This is a genomic window from Paenibacillus sp. FSL R7-0163, assembly GCF_037969975.1.
GTDB classification, from domain to species: domain Bacteria; phylum Bacillota; class Bacilli; order Paenibacillales; family Paenibacillaceae; genus Paenibacillus_AQ; species Paenibacillus_AQ odorifer.
Genome location: NZ_CP150224.1, coordinates 1,672,367 through 1,691,525, shown reverse-complemented (window position 1 = coordinate 1,691,525; position 19,159 = coordinate 1,672,367). Strand labels below are relative to the sequence as shown.

The following is a 19,159-nucleotide window of genomic DNA, read 5'->3' as shown; positions in this document are numbered from 1 at the left end:
CTCTATCCATTAGTAAACATCACGTTGGTAGCGCTGCGCCTGCTGCATATTATCCAAATAAGCTGCCGCTTCTTCAGGACTCAGCCCACCCTCATGCTGGATGACAGTAATCAGAGCAGAATGAACATCATGTGCCATATGCTTCTCGTCACCGCAAATGTAAATATGAGCTCCCGCTTGCAGCCATTCGTAGACCTCGCGGCTCTTTTCCAGAATGCGATGCTGAACATATACTTTCTCTTCGGTATCACGGGAGAAAGCAACATCCAGCTTAGTTAACAAGCCGTCTTTTAGCATTCTCTGCCAGTCCGTCTGATAGAGGAAGTCCGTCACGAAATGCCGATCTCCGTAGAACAGCCATGATTTACCTTCCACCCCAAGCTCGCCACGTTCCTCCAAGAAAGAGCGGAAGGGTGCAACGCCTGTCCCCGGTCCAATCATAATGATCGGCGCATCAGGATTTGTTGGAAGCTTAAAGTTAGGATTATGTTGAATGTAGATGGGCAACGTATCTCCCGGCTGGACTCTTTCAGCACAATGTACCGAGCAGACCCCATAACGCTCACGGCCATGTGCCTCATAACGTACAGCTCTAACCGTTAAATGAACCTCATCTGGATTAGCTTTATAGCTGCTAGCAATTGAATAGAGTCGTGCTGGAAGCTTGCGCAAAATAGTCACAAAGTTACTGGCTGAACCTTCCCATGGAGAGAAGTCCTGAACCAAATCGAGCAGATCGCGGCCTTGAATATATTCCTTAAGCTGTTGCGCACGTTCTGGCGCCAATAAATCCTTTAGTTTGTTAGAAGAAGATAACTTCGCCGCTTGCTCAAGCAACGGTTTGGTTAATACAGTGATTTCATAGTGGTGAAGAAGTGCCTCACGTAAGGAACCTTCTTCCCCTTTTTTATTAAATGGAACAATATCATTAGGATTCCAGCCCATAGTATGAATAATAGCGTCTACCAATTCAGGATGATTCTCCGGGTAGACACCCAGCGCATCCCCTGGCTCAAATTGTATGTTAGAGCCTTCTAGTGATAGCTCCAAATGGCGGGTCTCCCGGTCGGAACCGCGTCCGTTCAGATTTAGATTTTCTAATACTTCCGCTTTAAAAGGATTGTTGCGGGTATACAAAGGCTCCTGAGAATCTGTGTCTTCCGCAGCTTGAACCGCTTTTGCCGCAATGGCCGGAGCATTTAAATGTGCATTTAAGGCACCAATCACGCCTTCAAACCATTCGGTAACCGAATCATCATAATCAAGATCACAATCCACACGCGGACTTAACCGCTTGCCGCCAAGTTCCTCAAGCCGCTGATCGAAGTCTTTGCCGGTCTGACAAAAGAATTCGTAAGAGGTATCCCCCAGTGCCAACACTGAGAACTTCAGATTCTCTAATTGAGGGGCTCTTTTGCTATAGAGAAATTCATGGAACATCCGTGCATTATCTGGCGGCTCGCCTTCACCGTGAGTACTGACCAGCAATAGGAGGTTCTCAACCTTCTTAAGTGCATTGGGCTTAAAGCTGTTCATCGCAGTGATCGTGACCTGAAATCCTTGCTCCTCCAGCTTGCGGGACAAGCTCCCAGCCAGCCGTTGGCAATTCCCTGTCTGGGACCCAAACAACACGGTCACTTCACGTGAAGCTACAGGTTGACTAACGGCACTACCTTCCGCATTTCCTATCGTATTTGATTGCACTGCTTGAACCCCGGCACCTGCCGATGGTGCAGTAGTAAGGCCCATGGCCGACAAATAACCGCTAAGCCATATTTGCTGTGTCTCCGTTAAGGATGGTAGAAGACGATTGAGTAGCTCGACTTGGCTCTCGTTAAAAGGACTGTTCGTTACCTGTAGTTGCAACAATATCCACCTCTCCTAAACATGAAATCTTCTGATGATCCGTACCTCATGAAATCAGGCTATCACAATAATTGTAAACGATCAATGATGTCGATTTAACCTAATAATTGTAATTTATTGAAAAAGTATCTATATAGTACGTAAAAACCGATCAAAACAGTATGATTTAACCTGTTTTGATCGGTTTCATTATAAAAAGTGATACTATTTATAAAATATTGTGATAAATAAAAGCTATAATTTTTGCTTACTTTCGGGAAATAACACCTCGCCGATCCCCGTCTTAATCTTCACTATCTCCTCAAGCGTATTCGATAGCTCGCCGGGCGGATAAGGTTTAGTTAAATATTTTTGAATTACATCGTTTAATTGATTCTTATCCGATTGATCCAGAGCAGAAGAAATAACGATAGGGATATTTTCAGTTCTTGGATCTTCTTTAAGCATTCGGATCAAATCCCAGCCATCCAGCTCTTCACCCAACATCAAATCTACCACTATCGCCACAAATGGTGTTTTCAAGGCCTGATCAAAAGCTTGCTGTGGATGGTAATGATGGGTAACACGGAAGCCCTTCCCTTTAAGCTCTTCTGATAAAAGCAACGAAAGACTGTAATCATCTTCAACGATCATTACATTAGGCTTGAGCTCTTTATCGGTGCTCCATTTATTAAGCTCATCCTGTTGCCGGCTCGCTTCCGCATGGAGGATAGGGAGGCTAAACCAGACGGTAGTGCCTTCTCCTTCTACGGAATCTATACCGATATTTCCCTTTTGCTTCTCAATGATCTCCTTACAGATAGCAAGTCCAAGTCCTGTTCCTCCAATTCTTTTAGAGGCGCTATTATCCACTCTTCTGAATTTTTGGAATAGCTGTCCTATTTGATCCTTAGGAATGCCAAGACCATTATCCTGGATACGTACAATAATCCTATCCGACTCGTTATGCAGCAGTACTTTAACTTCATTGTTATCAGGCGAGAACTTAATCGCATTACTTAACAGATTCGTCAGAACTTGGACAATCTTATCCTTGTCCACATCAACATCCGCATTCAAAGCCTCATCCACTAGGAGCACATGATGGGTACTGCTCAGTTTATATTGATCAATTACGCCTAATACAATTTCACTGAGATTCAAATGCTCCGTGATATATTGCTGCTTACCTGACTCCATTCTCTGCAAATCAAGAAAATCATTTATGAGCTCCGTCAGTCGTTTAGCTTCTTTATGAATCGTCTCCAGATATTTAAGCTGCTTCTCAGGCTTCATGGTCTTAGACAATAGCAGTTCTGTGAAACCAAGCACACTCGATAGCGGTGTTCTTAGCTCATGACTTACCGTACTGACAAGATCAGATTTCATAAGGTCCAGCTCATATTCTCTAGTGATATCTCTGTAGACAAACAATGTACCAATACGCAGCTCGCGACGGAATACAGGGATCGCATACACATCAATATGCTTCATCGATTCAGTTCCAATGGAGTATTGCATGCTGCTGGATTCCAGAGCATCCTCAGCAATCGCTTTTTCAAAAAACATCCGAAGTTCATGGTTCTCATTCGAGTGCTCGATGAAATAATCCATCCATTTCTGTCGGGGAATCAAAGTTCCTTCTGTCCACTCATAATTAAAAATGTTGCTCAACGCTTTATTCATCTGCAGGAGCATACCTTCTGTATTCACAAATTGTATGCCCTCGTTCACATTATTTACGATGTCCCGATTCAGCTTTCGTCCATGTTCAATCTCTTCATACATGAATAAACGTTCAATCGCCAGCGCTACGCGGTTCATCATCCCCTGAACCTCATTAATCTCTTCTTTGCTGAAGGAATGACCAATCCGGCTGCCACAGAACACTGCAAGAATCTCATCCTCTGCGTTCACAACAGTAGTGTAGAAGTCGTAAACATAGACCTCACTCGCAGAAATCCCTTGCTCTGGTTGTGTGGCCAAACGCTTGATTAGGTACGTTTTTTCCGCTTGCAAGCGATATAACATCTCATTGTTCTCATGATCAAGATAACGCTCCACATTCTCCTGCGGAATGCCTTTCACAGCTGCGATATTATCTTTCACAAGCAGGAAGAAACTCGAATCAAAGGCATACAAGCGATGCATAAACTCAATAAACTTATCAGCAAATTCATGCTTATCCAAGGTATAAGTAATATCATGATTCAGCTGATTATTAAGCTCAAGCATCATCTTGGTCTGTTCTGTATTTTTTAACGTTTCGGCTAGCTCCTGCTGTACGCTCTTCATTGAGGTGATATCGTTCGCAATAAGGATGTATTGATAAATCACACCCTCTTCATTCAGGTACGGCACAATCGTTAGTTGCAGCCAGATGGGCAATCCGTCTTTGGCTAGAATCTGCAGCTCATTGTTCCACACTCCGCCTGTATTTAATTTGTTAAAGATTTTCTGATAACCCTCGTCAGAGATATTATAAAGTTCAAATAACTTATAGGTGTAACCGATAATCTCAGACTTTTTATAGCGGGTATATCCACTTAAATTATCATTCGCGTAGGTAAAGACACCTTTAGCAGTAAGGATCCCGACCGCAGACGATTGATCCAAAGCTTTCATCATACTTTCAATTTCACTAAGCGAGCGTTGCAGCCTATATTGCTGATCCTGAAGTTCATCCTGCTGCGCATGCAGCTCTTCATTCTGCATCATTAATTCTTCTTCTTTATCTTGAATACTTCTAGCCATATTAAGAAAAGCATCATAAAGTCGGCCAATTTCATCTTGATTCTTAAGCTTGCCCAGAAGAATTTCTTCTCCTGCAGCCAGGGAATGGGTTGCCCCTTCCAGCTTCAGAATAGGATCTATAAGGTTCTTCAGAATCCGCCAGATCATAAAGGTGAAGATTAGCAGAATAATCGTGCTGAAAAAGAATGCGATAAAGGTAAATTCATTGGCACGTTTGATGTAATCCATAGCCATAGTATTTAATGCGGCATCGGATCGTTGCTTGTACTCTTTTGTATACATTAAAAAATCATTCACTGATTTCGTGTTGCCATCTGCGGATAGAGCTCTCAAAGACACATAATCGTCTGCCTCGACAAACCGAATCGCTTCAGGTAAAACTTTAGTTTTGTACTGAACATAAAATGCTTTCAAACCATCTCTAAACAAGGCTTCTTCCGGAGATAAATTGAGATTAGAATAGGTATCCAGAATCTTATCAAAGTTAACAAGTCCTAGGTTTAGGAGATCTAATTCATTGGCACTCTTAAGTGCGCTGAATCCCCTCGCTCGGAAAAAAACCTCATTTAATGCAGTCGCCAATTCGTTAATCGTGTCCGCCTTATTCTGCAGAACTTCACGGTCTCTACTTAATTTGTTCTGCTCATTATTTATGAAAAATAAAAATACAGATCCCATAATAATGATTAACGAAAAAACCAAGGCAATGATACGAAAATATCTATTTTTAATACTGTGATTAGAGCTGCTTCCCTTTGTCACTTAGGATCCCCTCCACAATCTGCAAGAGTTCCATCGGACTAAAAGGTTTTGGCATAAAATAACGTGCGCCTGCATCTACCGCTCGAAGACGATCTACATCTTGGGCTTTGGCTGTTAACATTAAAATAGCTGTAGCCTTCTTTTTCTCATCATCCAGTTGGCCTAGGACTTCAATCCCTGTCATTTCAGGCATCATATAATCCAATATCACCAAATCATAATGATCCTGTGACAATTTTGAAAGCGCCTCTAATCCGTTCTCGGCAGTATGGATCTCCACGTCTTCCAAATCTTCTAAGGTGTCTACAATTAACATTCGTAATACTTCTTCATCATCCACTACCATTACCTTTTGCATAGCTGCCTAATTCCCTCCGCTTTAGATCTCTCCTGGTGCTCACAACATATTCAGAAACCAATTAGAACAAAAATCTATGAGCCAACCGCTCTATTCTCGACAATAACTCAGGCATATGAACCGGTTTCACTACATAATCATCGGCACCCATCTGCAGGGCATGTACAATATCCGCCTGATTATTTCTTCCCGTCAGCATGATCACTAATATATTTACTTCCGGATACGTTTTGCGGATTCTTTCCAGAACTTCTACTCCATCCAGATCAGGCATCACACCATCCAGCAAAATAATATACTTCTCATCCACGGCATACCAATCCGATTGCAGGAAATCAAGCCCATTCGCATAGCTGCTGACCTTCACCTCAGCAATATTATCCGGCTCCCAAATGGCGAACTGACTCGTCACAATTCTCCGAATTAGCGTATCATCATCTACAACAATCACATTCAGAACCGAATGCTTTTTAGTAGTGGATAAATGATCCGAATAAAGCGTTGTCTGATTCCTTCCAGCATGCTTACTGGCATAAAGAGCCTGATCTGCTTCCTCAATCAATTTATCGGCTATATTCTCGGCATCTGTTACCTCAGAAATCCCGCTAGAGATAGTCACATGAAAGATTTCATTTTTTGCAAAAAAGTCAGTCGCCGCAAACCGCTCTTGAATACGCTGTATAACCAACATTGCAGATTCCGCATCCGTGTGAGGTAAGAACACTGCAAACTCTTCTCCCCCATAACGGCAAAAGGTATCCTCCAGACGGATGGAATTCTTCACAAGCTCTGAAAAGCCCTGCAGAACTTCGTCTCCGATTAGGTGACCATATGTATCATTAACGTTTTTAAAATAATCCAAATCAATCAGCGCTAACGAAAATACGCGGTTGGTCCGCTTAAAATCACCAATCAGCTGCTTCATAACTTGATTAAAGTGTTTGCGATTGAATGCGCCGGTCAAATCATCCACGATGATGGACTCCTGCCATTCTCTCTTGAGCTGAAAGCGATTTTTGATCAATACCAGAAATAAATCAATATCTACAGGCTTCGGTAAAAAATCCATCACCCCCAACGAATACGCCTGCATTTGCGTCGCTTTGGAGTACTCCCCGCTAATAATGATAATGGGAATTCGTTCTTTTTTGGCCTTGCCGATAATTTGGTTCAACACCTCAATCCCGCTTTTATCCGGTAAAAGAATATCCAGCAGAATGAGATCTGGTTTCGTTTCATAAAAGATTTTGAGTCCCCGTTCAGCAGATAAGGCAATGCTTACATAGTAATTCTGCCTCTCCAACGACTCTTTCAGATAAGCAACTAGCTCTACATCGTCATCGATAAGAAGAATATCATTCTGCGTGAGCGTCTCAGCGGGTCCCTTTTTATCCAATGCTTTAACAGAGCTTGAAGCTGCCAATGAATGGACATTAAACAATGGAATCAGTGGATATAAATAATCCCCCCATTCCTCGACCGACCAACTCTTAAGACTGCTTTCCATGAAATAGGGCAGCGTATCCTCGGCAAATTGTTCGACATCTGGTAATCCGACAGTTCCAGCAGTGCCTTTTAAATTATGCAAAAAACGATAAATGTCCTTTTCCTTCACTTCCGCCTGTTCCGTCCATTCCTGGAGGGTCATCTTCGTTCTTTGCTCAACCATGTCTTTATATTTTTGTGTAGTCATATTTACTCCTTCAGACTATCATATCAAACTCTCAGTTCATCACATTTTTTATAGGCTGTCAAATGAATTTTCTATAATTTCAGCTGTCAAAATAAATATTTAATCAAACTGACAAAAAACCTTTGGTTGAAGCTTGTTTCATCATTTGCAATAATAGTTGGAATGGTTCATTTCCGTATACACGGTGAAATCAATAAATACAAAGGGAGGCTGTATTCATGAAGGGAATTATTACTGTATTGGGAAAAGATAAAGTAGGGATTATTGCTAAAGTATGTACATATCTAGCCGAACACAATTTGAACATTCTGGATATTTCGCAGACGATTGTTCAAGATTATTTTAACATGATGATGATTGTAGACATTTCTAGCTCAACTAAAGCTTTTGAGAATATTGTAGAGGAATTACATTTGCTTGGCGAATCGATTGGCGTGGAAATCAAGCTTCAGCATGAGGATATTTTTAATATTATGCACCGAATCTAGGAGGATGGCTGACCATGATATCACTAGTGGAAGTACAAGAAACGAATAAGATGATTCGTGAAATGAATCTGGATGTGCGTACCATAACGATGGGGATCAGCCTCATGGATTGTGCCCACACGGATATGCGCACCTTTAATCAAAATGTATATGACAAAATCACCAGATCCGCTGAAAAGCTCGTAAAGACGGGTGAAGATCTGGAAAGACAATTTGGGGTTCCTATTGTTAACAAACGGATCTCTGTCACACCCATCGCTATTGCCGCTGGTGCGGTGAAGACAGATACCTATGTACCTGTTGCTGAAATCCTGGACAAGGCTGCAAAAGAGGTAGGCGTTAACTTTATCGGCGGTTTCTCTGCACTTGTACAAAAAGGCTGCACCAAAGGCGATCGTATTTTGATTGACAGTATTCCTGAAGCATTGGCAGTCACTGAACGAGTCTGCTCCTCGGTCAATGTCGGTTCCTCCAGAAGTGGAATCAACATGGACGCTGTGAAATTAATGGGCGACATCATTATCCAAACTGCGGAACGCACCAAGGATCGGGATTCCATCGGCTGCGCCAAGCTGGTAGTCTTCTGTAATGCAGTTGAGGACAACCCTTTTATGGCCGGAGCATTTCACGGGGTTGGAGAGCGGGAATGTGTCATCAACGTTGGCGTCAGCGGTCCTGGTGTAATCAAACGTGCGCTTGAAGAGGTTAGAGGGCAGGATTTTGAAACCTTATGTGAAACCATTAAACGGACAGCCTTCAAAGTCACACGTGTCGGTCAGCTAGTTGCTCAAGAGGCTTCCAAACGGATGAATGTTCCTTTTGGGATTATCGATCTATCCTTAGCTCCTACTCCAGAAATCGGTGATTCCATTGCCGAAATCTTTCAAGTCATGGGTCTGGAGGAAGCTGGCGCTCCGGGAACAACCGCTGCTCTGGCGATCCTAAATGACAATGTTAAAAAAGGTGGCGTAATGGCCTCCTCCTATGTAGGTGGGCTTAGTGGAGCCTTTATTCCGGTCAGTGAAGATCACGGCATGATTCAAGCGGTTCAGCGGGGTGCCCTTACACTAGAGAAGCTGGAAGCTATGACCTGTGTGTGTTCCGTAGGACTGGATATGATAGCTATCCCAGGAAGCACCACCAAGGAGACTATTTCCGGCATCATCGCCGATGAAGCGGCTATCGGCATGGTGAATAACAAAACCACTGCGGTTCGCGTGATTCCAGTAATCGGCAAGGACGTTGGTGAAATGGTCGAATTTGGCGGTCTGCTCGGATATGCACCAGTTATGGCAGTAAACGGCTTCAACTGCGCAAACTTCGTTAATCGTGGCGGACGAATCCCAGCTCCAATTCATAGCTTTAAGAATTAATAGAAACCTCAAACAGCAAGTCCCTATTTGTACTTAGGAGACTTGCTGTTTTTTTATTAATCTGATGCTGAGAATGTTTGTTTGTCTTGATTAAGCCCGTTGGATACCGATATTAGGTGTTCCGCCGGTCAAATCGATAAATAATACATAATCATTTCCATCCGTGCCCTTCAGCACGAGACCAGTCTGACCTACAGCACCTACAGAAAAGTATCGAACCTGTTGCAGGCTGGTAGGAGCGCCTGGTGGCAATGTTGCTTGGTTCGTAGCGATCAACCGGGTTGCAGCTCTAATGGTGCCTGCCCCGCTAATTTCACCGGTTACCCCCAGATGACCAAGTATGGATTCACTGCCGTTCACATTTAGGCTTCCCATTATGGTCTGACTACCATTCAAATGCAGATTCGAATCGATAGTCTCATTTCCATTAACGTGCAGATCATTTTGAATGGTCTGACTTCCTGTAACTAGAACGTTATCGAAGGTTGGCAAGGCGATCATCCCTTTCAGGTTTTATAGCATATCTTATGTTAAACAAGCCAGCCCTGTCATAGATAGATATACAGCTTTCACTAAATCCGCTTTTTATCTTCAGGGCTCTGATTAATGGTCTTATACCTAAAGTCAAAATAACCCCCTACACATATAATGATTAGCAAGACTCGGTGCTAGAGCGGACGACTGGCTCCACAGAATACAGGAGGAATTATGAAGAAGACAGCTAATAGGCTCACTCCTGAAAGGCCTTCAAGTCACGAAGTCACCATCAGCCAAGTTAATCCATCGCAACACCATAACCTCATCCTTGAGATGAACTCTTATAGAGCAGAGCCGCTGCAACGGGAACTCAAGCAATTAAGAATATTGCTGCTGGTTCCTACAGAGGCCAGCGATAAAATGCCTAATGTACGACTTTTTAAAGATCAACTAAGGCATTTGGTCAAAGAAGTACTTGCTATTAAATTCCAGCATAATCTGGAGGAATATTTAGCCCATTTTCAACCTGATCTAATATTAGCTCTAGGATCGGAGACCCTATTTCCGGAGGAGAACCTCCCTGCTCTGAAAACTTCCAACGTTCCCAAAGCGGTATGGATGGCAGATGCAGCTTGTCTTACTCCAACAGAACGTAATCTGGCATTGTTATTCGATTATATTTTCACACAGAACATAGCTAATCTGATCTATTATCAGGGTTTATGGGGCAAACATTCCAGTTATCTCCCATATGCTGCGGATACGGATCTCTATTATCCAAGACGTGTGGAGGACTGTTATCAGAGTGACGTACTCATTCTCGGCGATTTTCAAATCGATAGTGTGCTTTACACGTTGGCGTATTCAGACCTGCTTCAAGGCCTTAAGGTAATGATCGCCGGGCGTGGTTGGGACCCCCCCAGAAATTTCCTGGATATCACCCATAGTAAAGATATGTCCAGTTATTATAATGGAGCAAAAATCGTCATCAATTGCACTGGTTCTATGCAGCAGATTATGGAGGTCACCGCTTGCGGTGTATTTCAGTTAGTGGAGGATCATCCCCATCTTCATAATTACCGAATTGCAGAAGAAGATCTCATTCGTTTCCAGAACTTCAAAGAGCTCTCCGAAAGCTTTAAGCACTATTTTTCACATAGTGAAGAAAGGAGAATTTCTGCCTCTCGTGCTCTAAAGGAACTTAAATATAACCATTCTTATATCCAGCAAGGAAAGTTACTGCTGAGAAAAATATTCAAGGAACCATAGGGGGTGGCATGACTTGAGATGCATTGCTTTTGTATTGCCTCAGTTTCATCAGATCACAGAGAACGATTCTTGGTGGGGTGAGGGTTTTACAGAATGGACAAATGTCAGGAAGGCTGCAGCCCTTTATCCTGAACATGATCAGCCCAAGAAGCCATTAAATAATAACTACTATGATTTAACGGATCCTAAAGTGAAACAATGGCAGGCAGAGACTGCAAGGGCTCATGGCATTTACGGTTTTTGTTATTATCACTATTGGTTTAATGGCAGGCGACTACTGGAACAACCGGTTCAGCAGATTCTTGCGAGCAAAGAGCCTGACTTCCCCTTTTGCCTTTCTTGGGCTAACGAACCATGGACACGTAGCTGGGATGGCACCGAAGAGGATGTACTGATGCCACAGGAATACGGAGAAGAACGGGATTGGCGAATGCACTTTTTTGCATTGCTGGAAGCCTTCAAAGATGATCGTTATATCCGAGTGGAAGATAAGCCTGTCTTTATCATTTATAGATCTGCTAGTATCCCGCGCTGTGAAGAAATGCTTCAATATTGGCGCGAATTGGCTCTGCAGAACGGACTTAAAGGACTTCATCTGGTCCGGACACTGGGCGGTTTCCCCCTACAGAAAGAGCGAGGATTCGATGCCAGTCTGGAATTTGAGCCGCATTACACATTCGCACATGGCGGGGTTAAGCATTTATGGAGCTCAAAGCAGGTGGAGGATCAGAGGCATATCGTAATTGATTATGATGAGTTATGGGAATCCATGTTGGAGCGGACACCCCATAGGGACGGAGAAATCATATATCCGGGAGCCTTTGTCAACTGGGATAACACACCACGGAAAGGCCCTGCCGGACAAAGCACCTTAGGTGCTAATCCTCAAAAATTCGGCCAATACCTTTCACGACAAATTGAGCGCGCCAAAAAAATGTTCAAAAGTGAATATATTTATATCAACGCCTGGAATGAATGGGCTGAAGGCGCCTATCTGGAACCGGATGAGCGTTATCAATATCAATACTTGCAAGCCGTTAAGGAAGCCCTACAATTTCATCACAAAGAAGATCCTTCTTAGCCGTAGCGCCAGAAGGATCTTTTTCATTTTATGTTATCTTTCCGATGACTGCACTCTGGCGCTTCTTGCACTCACCAATCTCCAGCCAGTTAATAAAGCAGCCACTAGACATATGGATGCCGAGGTTACAAACACTACATGCATACCCTCGATAAATAACTCTGGTCGGCCGGGAACTAACCCTGTCACTCTATAGCCGGCTTTACTGCTCATCACTTGAAAAAGAATTGTAGTAGCAATTGTAATGCCGACAACCATACCGACATTACGAACTAACGAATTGACACTACCCGCAGAACCAAGCTGTGTTCTTGGTACCTTAGACATAACAAGCGAGTTGTTCGGCGATTGAAACAGGCCACTTCCTATACCCAGCATAGCGATCCACACACCTACCAGCACAACAGAACTTCCTACATGAAGCTGTGCTAATCCGAACTGTGCAATAACCATGACCACCAGCCCCGCAAAAGTCAAAAATTCAGAGCCTATTTTATCCGATAGCGCACCACTCATTGGAGCCACGACTACCATACATATCGGCAACAACATTAACAAGAAGCCTGCATAGAATGGCGATAAATTAAGCATGTTCTGTGCATAAAACGGCGCGATAATATTGAAGCAGAAATTCGCTGTAAATACGAGAAAACCACATAATATACTTAAAGAAAACAACGGATTCTTAAATAATGACAGCTGCAACAACGGTTCTTTTCTACGAAGCTCCGTCCATATGAAAGCAATGAAGCTGACGACAGCAACAATTATTGATGTAACAATTAAGCTGTTACCATACCCTAGCTGTTGTCCTAGTAATAATCCTGCGAACAAAGTAATAATAAAAACAGCGAACAGTAAACTGCCCGGCACATCAATCGAAGATTTCACTCTCGTTAAATCCTTAGGCAATACCTTCCAGCCAAAAAATATAGCGATCAGACCAATAGGCACGTTAACCCAAAAGATATACTCCCAGCCTAAGGTGGAAACCATAATCCCGCCTAAACTTGGACCAGCTATACTTCCCAGAGACACGAATGTACCAATGAAACCAAGGGCTTTACCACGCTCCGTGGCAGGAAAGATATCCGTAACAATTCCCTGACTGTTCGCCATGGTCATCGAAGCACCCAAGGCTTGAATAACACGCGAAGCGATCAAGGCTGGTAAACTTACACTAAGCCCACACAGCATAGATCCAATAACAAATATAATGGTGCCAATCTTAAAGATTCGAATCTTTCCTACGATATCTCCAAGCTTGCCGAAGAAAAGTATCGCTGCACAGATCGCCATTAAATAACCTGTAGTTACCCATTCGATTTGCGCCATGGGCAACTTCAGTTGTTTGGATAGCTCAGGCAGAGCAATATTGACAATACTACCATCAAGAGTGGACATAAACGTAAAAATATTCAGAACAATTAAAATCATCCAGCGCTTCTTCTGAATTTCTTTATCCTCCTGGTAGGTTGCACTTACAGAACTCATAACTAACACCTCATTAAATATTAATAATCACCGTTTAGTTGCGCACGCAACCAAACTCGCCATACCCAGTGTACAACAATTTAGTTGCGTGCGCAACGACTTTATTGTACACTTTATTTCAAGGCAAAAAATGAGCGAACTTATAACCCAAAGAGGTGTCTATATTGGCAAGAGAGCCTATCGGGAAGCTAATTTCCCATCTTCACCGTCAAAATCAAAAGAAACTGGTTAAGCAGTTTGTCCCTTATGGAATCGGTAGTGGTGGACAGCATAGCTTTCTTAAATTGATTCTTTCTCGGCCAGGCATTACTCAGGATCAGTTAACTGCCGAATTGAAGTTCGATAAAGCAACTACAGCACGTTCTGTGAAGCAATTAGAGAATTCGGGGTATATCGAGCGCAAAGACGATCCTAATGATCGACGCTCCCACCTTCTATATCCTACCCCGAAAGCCATCGATTTCTTCCCAGTTTTACAGTCCATCTTAGATGAATTTAATAAAAGCCTTGTGGGCCATTTAACCGATGAAGAAGTAGAGCAACTACATTTCCTGCTGCAAAAAATCAGTACAAACGAAGAATAGAACATAAGAAAAAGGATGTCCCAAAGCCACTCGGCTGTTGAGGCATCCCACTTTTACGTTTACTTTTGCTTTACAATTTCAGCAACTTCTTCCGTAATCTCTTCCCCGCCCATACTCTTCCATTTAGCTACAAACACATCAAAATCACTAAGCGGTGAATCACCCACAATAATATTTAAGAACGTCTCATTCTCCAGATTCTGCAGTTCCGGCCATTTGGTCTTCATAAGTCGGGTGTTTCCATAAAAGACCCCACGCACTCCCTCTATAGCAGTTGAGGTTAACACAGCTACTCCATATTTATACGCATTCGCTGCTTTCCAGCCTTCAAGATCTTTTTTGGGCTGCTCTGTTTCCGCTACCCATTGATCATAAATGAGCCGGGTATCAGAATTTAATGTATCCGGGTCTATCTTTCCGTGCAAAGCCTGCTGGATATCAGCATAATGTTTCTCAATCGCATCCCTATAATCTATCAAAAGATCGAACGGATAATAAGCACGCAGCTGAATGCCTGTCTGCGCAGAGAAATCACCCAGCTTTTTTACCTCCTCTTGATTAGGATCTTGTCTTCTTTCGAGTCTTGTAAACACGTTCAATTGCTTGATTACAGCCTCTGGATGTTCAAACCCTTTACGCACAACAAGATATCGATCTGTTACCGGAGCCAAATGAGCGACAAACTTACCGGAATCATCAACTGGAGCTGCATATGCTCTCCATTCTGCCTTCGTATCCAAAGCCACTGCCTCTGACAAAGGATAATAAGGCATCCACCAAGGACCAAAAAACATCCCTGATTTACCTGTAATAATAGGCTCCTGAGTTTCCTTATATAGTGCAAAGTCCGGATCCAGCAACCCGTGTTTATACCAATCAGCAAGTTTAGCAAGCGCTTGTTTGGTTTCTGGTGTAATGGAGCCATACACGATATTTCCGTTGTTATCCTTAATCCAATTCGTGGGGAAAGCATGAAATGCACTAAAAACAGCATCCAGACCATTAACTAATGGTTTAGTTCCATATACGATATTTTTGTAGCCGCTTAGACCGACGGTATCTCTTTTTCCATTCCCGTCAGGGTCTTTTTCAATAAAAGCTTTGGCAATTTTCTCGATGTCTTCAAAAGTTTGTGGAGGTCGCAGCTCCAGCTTCTCCAGCCAATCCTGACGTACCCAGAGCAGCACGGGAGAGTCTGCATCAATAGCTACATTCGGTAATCCATATAATTTACCGTCGCGGGAAGCGTCCTCTAATGCCTCTCCCTTTGTAGAATTGTACATATCCTTGATAAGTTCAGATCCATATATTTTATATGTCTCTGTCAAATCTTCAATCATGTCATTATCAATTAATTTCTTCAATTGATCCCGATCCACAACCATGGCATCAGGCAAATCGTTGCTATCAATGGCAAGCTGCACCTTTTGCGTAAAAGCATCCTCACCCTTCGCTTCCCAGGAGTGAACCACTTTGATATTCGTAATGCTCTCTAAATAACGGGTGATTGGATTGTTATCGTTGCTGTCACCTGTATTAAGTCGCGAGTCGGGAACCTTAAATCCCACCCGGATCACAATCGGATCCTCATATTTACTATAAGCGATAGAAGTATCTTCATCCCCTGCCTGAGGGCTTGCAACTGAATCTACAGTACCGATATTGTCACGACATGATGTCATTCCAATGACCATAAACACTAGGAGGATAGATTTCCAAAATTTCATATTTGGTTTTTCCCCTCCGCACGGAATTCACTTGGTAATTTACCAATACGTTCTCTAAACAATCTGCTGAAATAACGATCATCCTCAAAACCGGACCGCGAAGCAATCTCACAGACGGGAAGTGTAGTCTCCAGCAGCAGTGATTTGGCAAGCTCCAGCCGCATTCCCCGTAAACATTCACCAAATGTCTCTCCGGCAAAACGAGCGAAACACTGGCTGAAATAACCACGGCTCATATTAATGACGGCTGCTACGTCGCTCTGATTGATTTTGTCACCTGCATGGCACTGCATATAACGAACTGCGCGAATAAGACAGGACATAACCTCTTTAGTTAATCCAAGCTCCAGCATTCTTCGTCCCACATGATCAGAAAATCGCCGCAGCCAGTTCTTCCAATGACACCAGTTCAGATTATGGGAAATGTCCTTTTCCAGTTGAGCAGCATCTTCAGGCTTTAAAAGTAAAGAACTCCAACTTTGTATTAGAGAGTGTGCAAACGCCAGAAACTGATCAGAACGGGGTTTCTGCTGAAGTATGTTTGCTACAAATTTCTCCCACTCATTTCCATCAATTGTCCACTTCAAATTCTGTGCTTGCTCCAGCAAATTATCCGCCTCTTGTTTTGAATAAGGAGCCCCTGGTTCCTTCTTTATGTCTTCATATTTCAATGAGGTCAAATCCTCAGGTTCAGGATGATAAAATAGAATACGGCGTAATTTCGCAGTGAGCTGTTCCTCTAATTCCTGTAACGGTTGATCTCTCAATCCACTGATCAGCGCGGTCTGCCATCGTCCGGATAGCTGGATCTTTAGTTCACGCTTGCTCTCATCTATTGAGAAACGATGCAATAAGGGCGACATCCACATCTCATGAAAAGTAATAAGCGGATTATTTTTCACGCTGGACAGCTGAAATAATTCTTCTTCATTGCATTGATGATTTAATGGCAAATATAGCAGAGCCTTATCAGCAGCCATACGTTTACTTTCCCCACGAACCAGAGCATCCCGCGTATTGTCCTCCCATTTAATACGATCGACAAGACGTCTGATAGTTTCATCCGCATTTTCCATCTCAAGCAGTGTTTTTACAATATAGTCAACGGCACCTAAACGCATAGCCTCCTGAACATAGTCAAATTCATGATGACAAGTAAGGACAACACAGCGAATACCTGCGAACCGTTGTCTAACCATTTTAATAAGCTCGAAGCCTGAAATGCCAGGCATGGTCAAATCCACAAATAATAAATCTACTTCCTGCTGTTGAAGCAGCTCCAAAGCAGATTTACCATCACCTGCCTCCCCAACTATAACAATCCCTAAGGATGACCAATCAATCAGGGATATGAAGCCTTTTCGCACGAGTCTCTCGTCATCGACAACTACAGCCTTAATCATCGAAGTCCTCCTTACCTTTCCTCGGAATCACAATAGATACAACCGTACCTTCTCCTGGCTTACTGAACATCTCTAGCTTCATTTGTTCTCCATAATAGGTTCTAAGCATCCGGTTCACATATGAAAAACCAATTCCAAGTCCCCGTTTTTTCGCTCCATCATCAGACAACAGCTGATCTAATGTATCTGCATCCATCCCAGCGCCGTTATCTTTTACACATAACTGAACTTCTCCTTCACCATGTTTCATTATCTCAACATCTACCTTGCCATTATCGCTTAATCCATGATAAATCGAGTTCTCCACCAGAGGCTGAAGCAAAAATCTCGGGACAGCCACAGACAATACATCCTCATCAGCTTCAACGTTAAATTCAAATTCATAATCATAACGGATACGCTGCAGCTCCATATAATTTCGAATCGCTTCAATTTCCTCGCCAATGGTAACAATGATGCTTTGCTTGCCCAGATTATAATGCAGCACCTTTACAAGAAGAGTGACCAGCTTGTCGATCTCCTTCTGGCCGTTTAGCCGGGCCATCCACTGTACCGTATTTAAGGTATTATGCAAAAAATGAGGATTGATCTGGCTGAGCAACTTCTCAATCTCAAATTGGCTTTTCTGTTTCTCATTATGGGCAACCGCAACAATCAGCTCATTCACCTGTTTTTTCATCTGCTGAAAGTTGGTAAGCACGAAATCAAATTCTTCCACATTCGTATAGGCTACCGGAGCGGTAACATTTTCCGCCATTCGGTTGATTTCAAGGTTGACCTTACGCAACGGACCATAAATTTTCCTCCAGATGATCCAAGCCAGAAATCCGGCAAAAAGAAGGGTGGAAAAGGCAAGTAAGATCATTTTAAAAAACCAAGAATAAATTTCACTGTTGAATTCGGATTTTTTCACAACGGCAATAAGTTTCCAGCCCTGAGGACTCGCGTAACGAAACAGATGATATCCGCTTAGCGTTTCATGGGTGAGATTGGAGTTGCTTCCCGCAGCTTTAATAATACTTAGCGGAAGTTTGCCATCGATCACTTTTGTACTATTACCTTGCTGATTGACCAGCAGATGATTTACTTTCATCCCGTAGGACTCCTGATTAAAGATTTTTCGAAACAAACTATAATTCGTCTCCAAATAAATATATAGCTTATGCTGGCCCGGCACACGGACAATCCGCTGCTCAGAGAACACGAGATTATCACCAACAGCGTACATAGTGGGATGTGGTCCATAATAGTCAGCCCCGTTATATCGCATAAAGGACGGCAATGTACTGATATCAAAATTTCTGCGTGCGCTCATGTTGGTGAACAGAACGGGATCATCGCTGTCCGGCATAATGTAGGCTGTAAGTCCAATATAAGGGTTCGTAAAATTGACTAGATTGATCTTCTGGTTGATGGAATTCATCATTTGCGATTTGCGAAAAATTTGTTTTTCCTGAATAAATGAGGACATCTCCTGCACAATCTGACCGTCCAAAGCAAACTGTTTGGAGGCAAAATCCATATTGTCGATGGCATTCTCCAGGCTTGAGGCTTCCTGTCTCAGACTTGCGCTGATCCCGTTGCCAATTTTACCTGAAAGGATGGAGTAAATAGAGGTGTAGGTTACGAATCCTACTAAGAGAAGCGGAAGTAGTGTTCCGATTACTAGATAGATAAATAAGGTATTGCGTAAGGATTTGACAGCTGGAGTATGACTCCGCAGGGGTACTCTTACCATCTGGATTATCCTCTTCTTTCTATCTGAAAGCGTTTTATATTAATGTGAGAATACCACATTTATCCTTAATTGAATAGAATAAGGCAGAACAGCCTCCACGCCGCCCCGCCTTA

General features: G+C 42.9%; 14 protein-coding genes. 5 read left to right on the top strand and 9 right to left on the bottom strand.

Translation table 11 applies throughout. The annotated features are described in order from the left end of the window. Positions 1 to 9: 9 nt before the first annotated feature. The 4 genes from NST45_RS07420 to NST45_RS07405 form a co-directional block, all read right to left on the bottom strand. The gene (locus NST45_RS07420; RefSeq protein ID WP_076100412.1) at positions 10 to 1,866 is read right to left on the bottom strand and encodes an assimilatory sulfite reductase (NADPH) flavoprotein subunit; all 1,857 of its coding nucleotides are present in this window, start codon (positions 1,864 to 1,866) and stop codon (positions 10 to 12) included. A 234-nt stretch (positions 1,867 to 2,100) separates the two neighbouring features. Further along, a complete protein-coding gene (locus tag NST45_RS07415) occupies positions 2,101 to 5,361 on the bottom strand; it encodes an ATP-binding protein (RefSeq protein ID WP_076100126.1) in 3,261 nt (1,086 codons plus the stop codon). Beyond that, positions 5,339 to 5,719, bottom strand: coding sequence for a response regulator (locus tag NST45_RS07410; RefSeq protein WP_036685780.1), 381 nt, complete (start codon positions 5,717 to 5,719; stop codon positions 5,339 to 5,341). Before NST45_RS07410 ends, NST45_RS07415 begins: the two co-directional genes overlap by 23 nt. A gap of 61 nt (positions 5,720 to 5,780) precedes the next feature. After that, positions 5,781 to 7,412: a diguanylate cyclase gene (locus tag NST45_RS07405; protein ID WP_036685778.1), complete on the bottom strand. Its 1,632-nt coding sequence runs from the start codon at positions 7,410 to 7,412 to the stop codon at positions 5,781 to 5,783. Positions 7,413 to 7,630: 218 nt separating this feature from the next. On the opposite strand from NST45_RS07405, the gene NST45_RS07400 reads away from it, so the two are divergent. Together NST45_RS07400 and NST45_RS07395 are read left to right on the top strand one after the other, a co-directional pair. After that, positions 7,631 to 7,900, top strand: a complete 270-nt coding sequence (locus tag NST45_RS07400) for an ACT domain-containing protein (RefSeq protein WP_036685776.1) — start codon at positions 7,631 to 7,633, stop codon at positions 7,898 to 7,900. Between the two features lie 17 nt (positions 7,901 to 7,917). Further along, a complete protein-coding gene (locus tag NST45_RS07395; protein WP_248548616.1) occupies positions 7,918 to 9,273 on the top strand; it encodes a PFL family protein in 1,356 nt (451 codons plus the stop codon). A 90-nt stretch (positions 9,274 to 9,363) separates the two neighbouring features. Here the strand turns inward: NST45_RS07395 and NST45_RS07390 are convergent, their stop codons facing one another. Then, the gene (locus NST45_RS07390; RefSeq protein ID WP_232061415.1) at positions 9,364 to 9,774 is read right to left on the bottom strand and encodes a hypothetical protein; all 411 of its coding nucleotides are present in this window, start codon (positions 9,772 to 9,774) and stop codon (positions 9,364 to 9,366) included. A 207-nt stretch (positions 9,775 to 9,981) separates the two neighbouring features. Here NST45_RS07390 and NST45_RS07385 point away from each other — a divergent pair, with 207 nt between their 5' ends. Continuing rightward, complete coding sequence (locus NST45_RS07385) at positions 9,982 to 11,019, top strand: glycosyltransferase (RefSeq protein WP_052097164.1); 1,038 nt, start codon at positions 9,982 to 9,984, stop codon at positions 11,017 to 11,019. Between the two features lie 13 nt (positions 11,020 to 11,032). After that, positions 11,033 to 12,100 (top strand): glycoside hydrolase family 99-like domain-containing protein, encoded by a 1,068-nt coding sequence (locus NST45_RS07380; protein WP_339825270.1) that lies wholly within the window; start codon positions 11,033 to 11,035, stop codon positions 12,098 to 12,100. A gap of 33 nt (positions 12,101 to 12,133) precedes the next feature. Here the strand turns inward: NST45_RS07380 and NST45_RS07375 are convergent, their stop codons facing one another. Further along, positions 12,134 to 13,594 carry an MFS transporter gene (locus NST45_RS07375; RefSeq protein WP_038572373.1) on the bottom strand — a complete coding sequence of 487 codons (1,461 nt, stop codon included), beginning with the start codon at positions 13,592 to 13,594 and terminating at the stop codon, positions 12,134 to 12,136. Between the two features lie 164 nt (positions 13,595 to 13,758). On the opposite strand from NST45_RS07375, the gene NST45_RS07370 reads away from it, so the two are divergent. After that, the gene (locus NST45_RS07370; RefSeq protein ID WP_036685765.1) at positions 13,759 to 14,178 is read left to right on the top strand and encodes a MarR family winged helix-turn-helix transcriptional regulator; all 420 of its coding nucleotides are present in this window, start codon (positions 13,759 to 13,761) and stop codon (positions 14,176 to 14,178) included. 59 nt (positions 14,179 to 14,237) lie between these two features. Here NST45_RS07370 and NST45_RS07365 read toward each other — a convergent pair whose 3' ends face one another. From NST45_RS07365 to NST45_RS07355, 3 genes are read right to left on the bottom strand one after another with little or no spacing between them, the layout of a single operon-like run. Next, complete coding sequence (locus tag NST45_RS07365) at positions 14,238 to 15,905, bottom strand: extracellular solute-binding protein (RefSeq protein WP_051491407.1); 1,668 nt, start codon at positions 15,903 to 15,905, stop codon at positions 14,238 to 14,240. Beyond that, complete coding sequence (locus tag NST45_RS07360; RefSeq protein ID WP_036685762.1) at positions 15,902 to 17,308, bottom strand: response regulator; 1,407 nt, start codon at positions 17,306 to 17,308, stop codon at positions 15,902 to 15,904. Before NST45_RS07360 ends, NST45_RS07365 begins: the two co-directional genes overlap by 4 nt. Continuing rightward, positions 17,301 to 19,046, bottom strand: coding sequence for a sensor histidine kinase (locus NST45_RS07355; protein WP_339825265.1), 1,746 nt, complete (start codon positions 19,044 to 19,046; stop codon positions 17,301 to 17,303). The genes NST45_RS07360 and NST45_RS07355 overlap by 8 nt, the downstream gene beginning before the upstream one ends. Between the last annotated feature and the right edge of the window lie 113 nt (positions 19,047 to 19,159).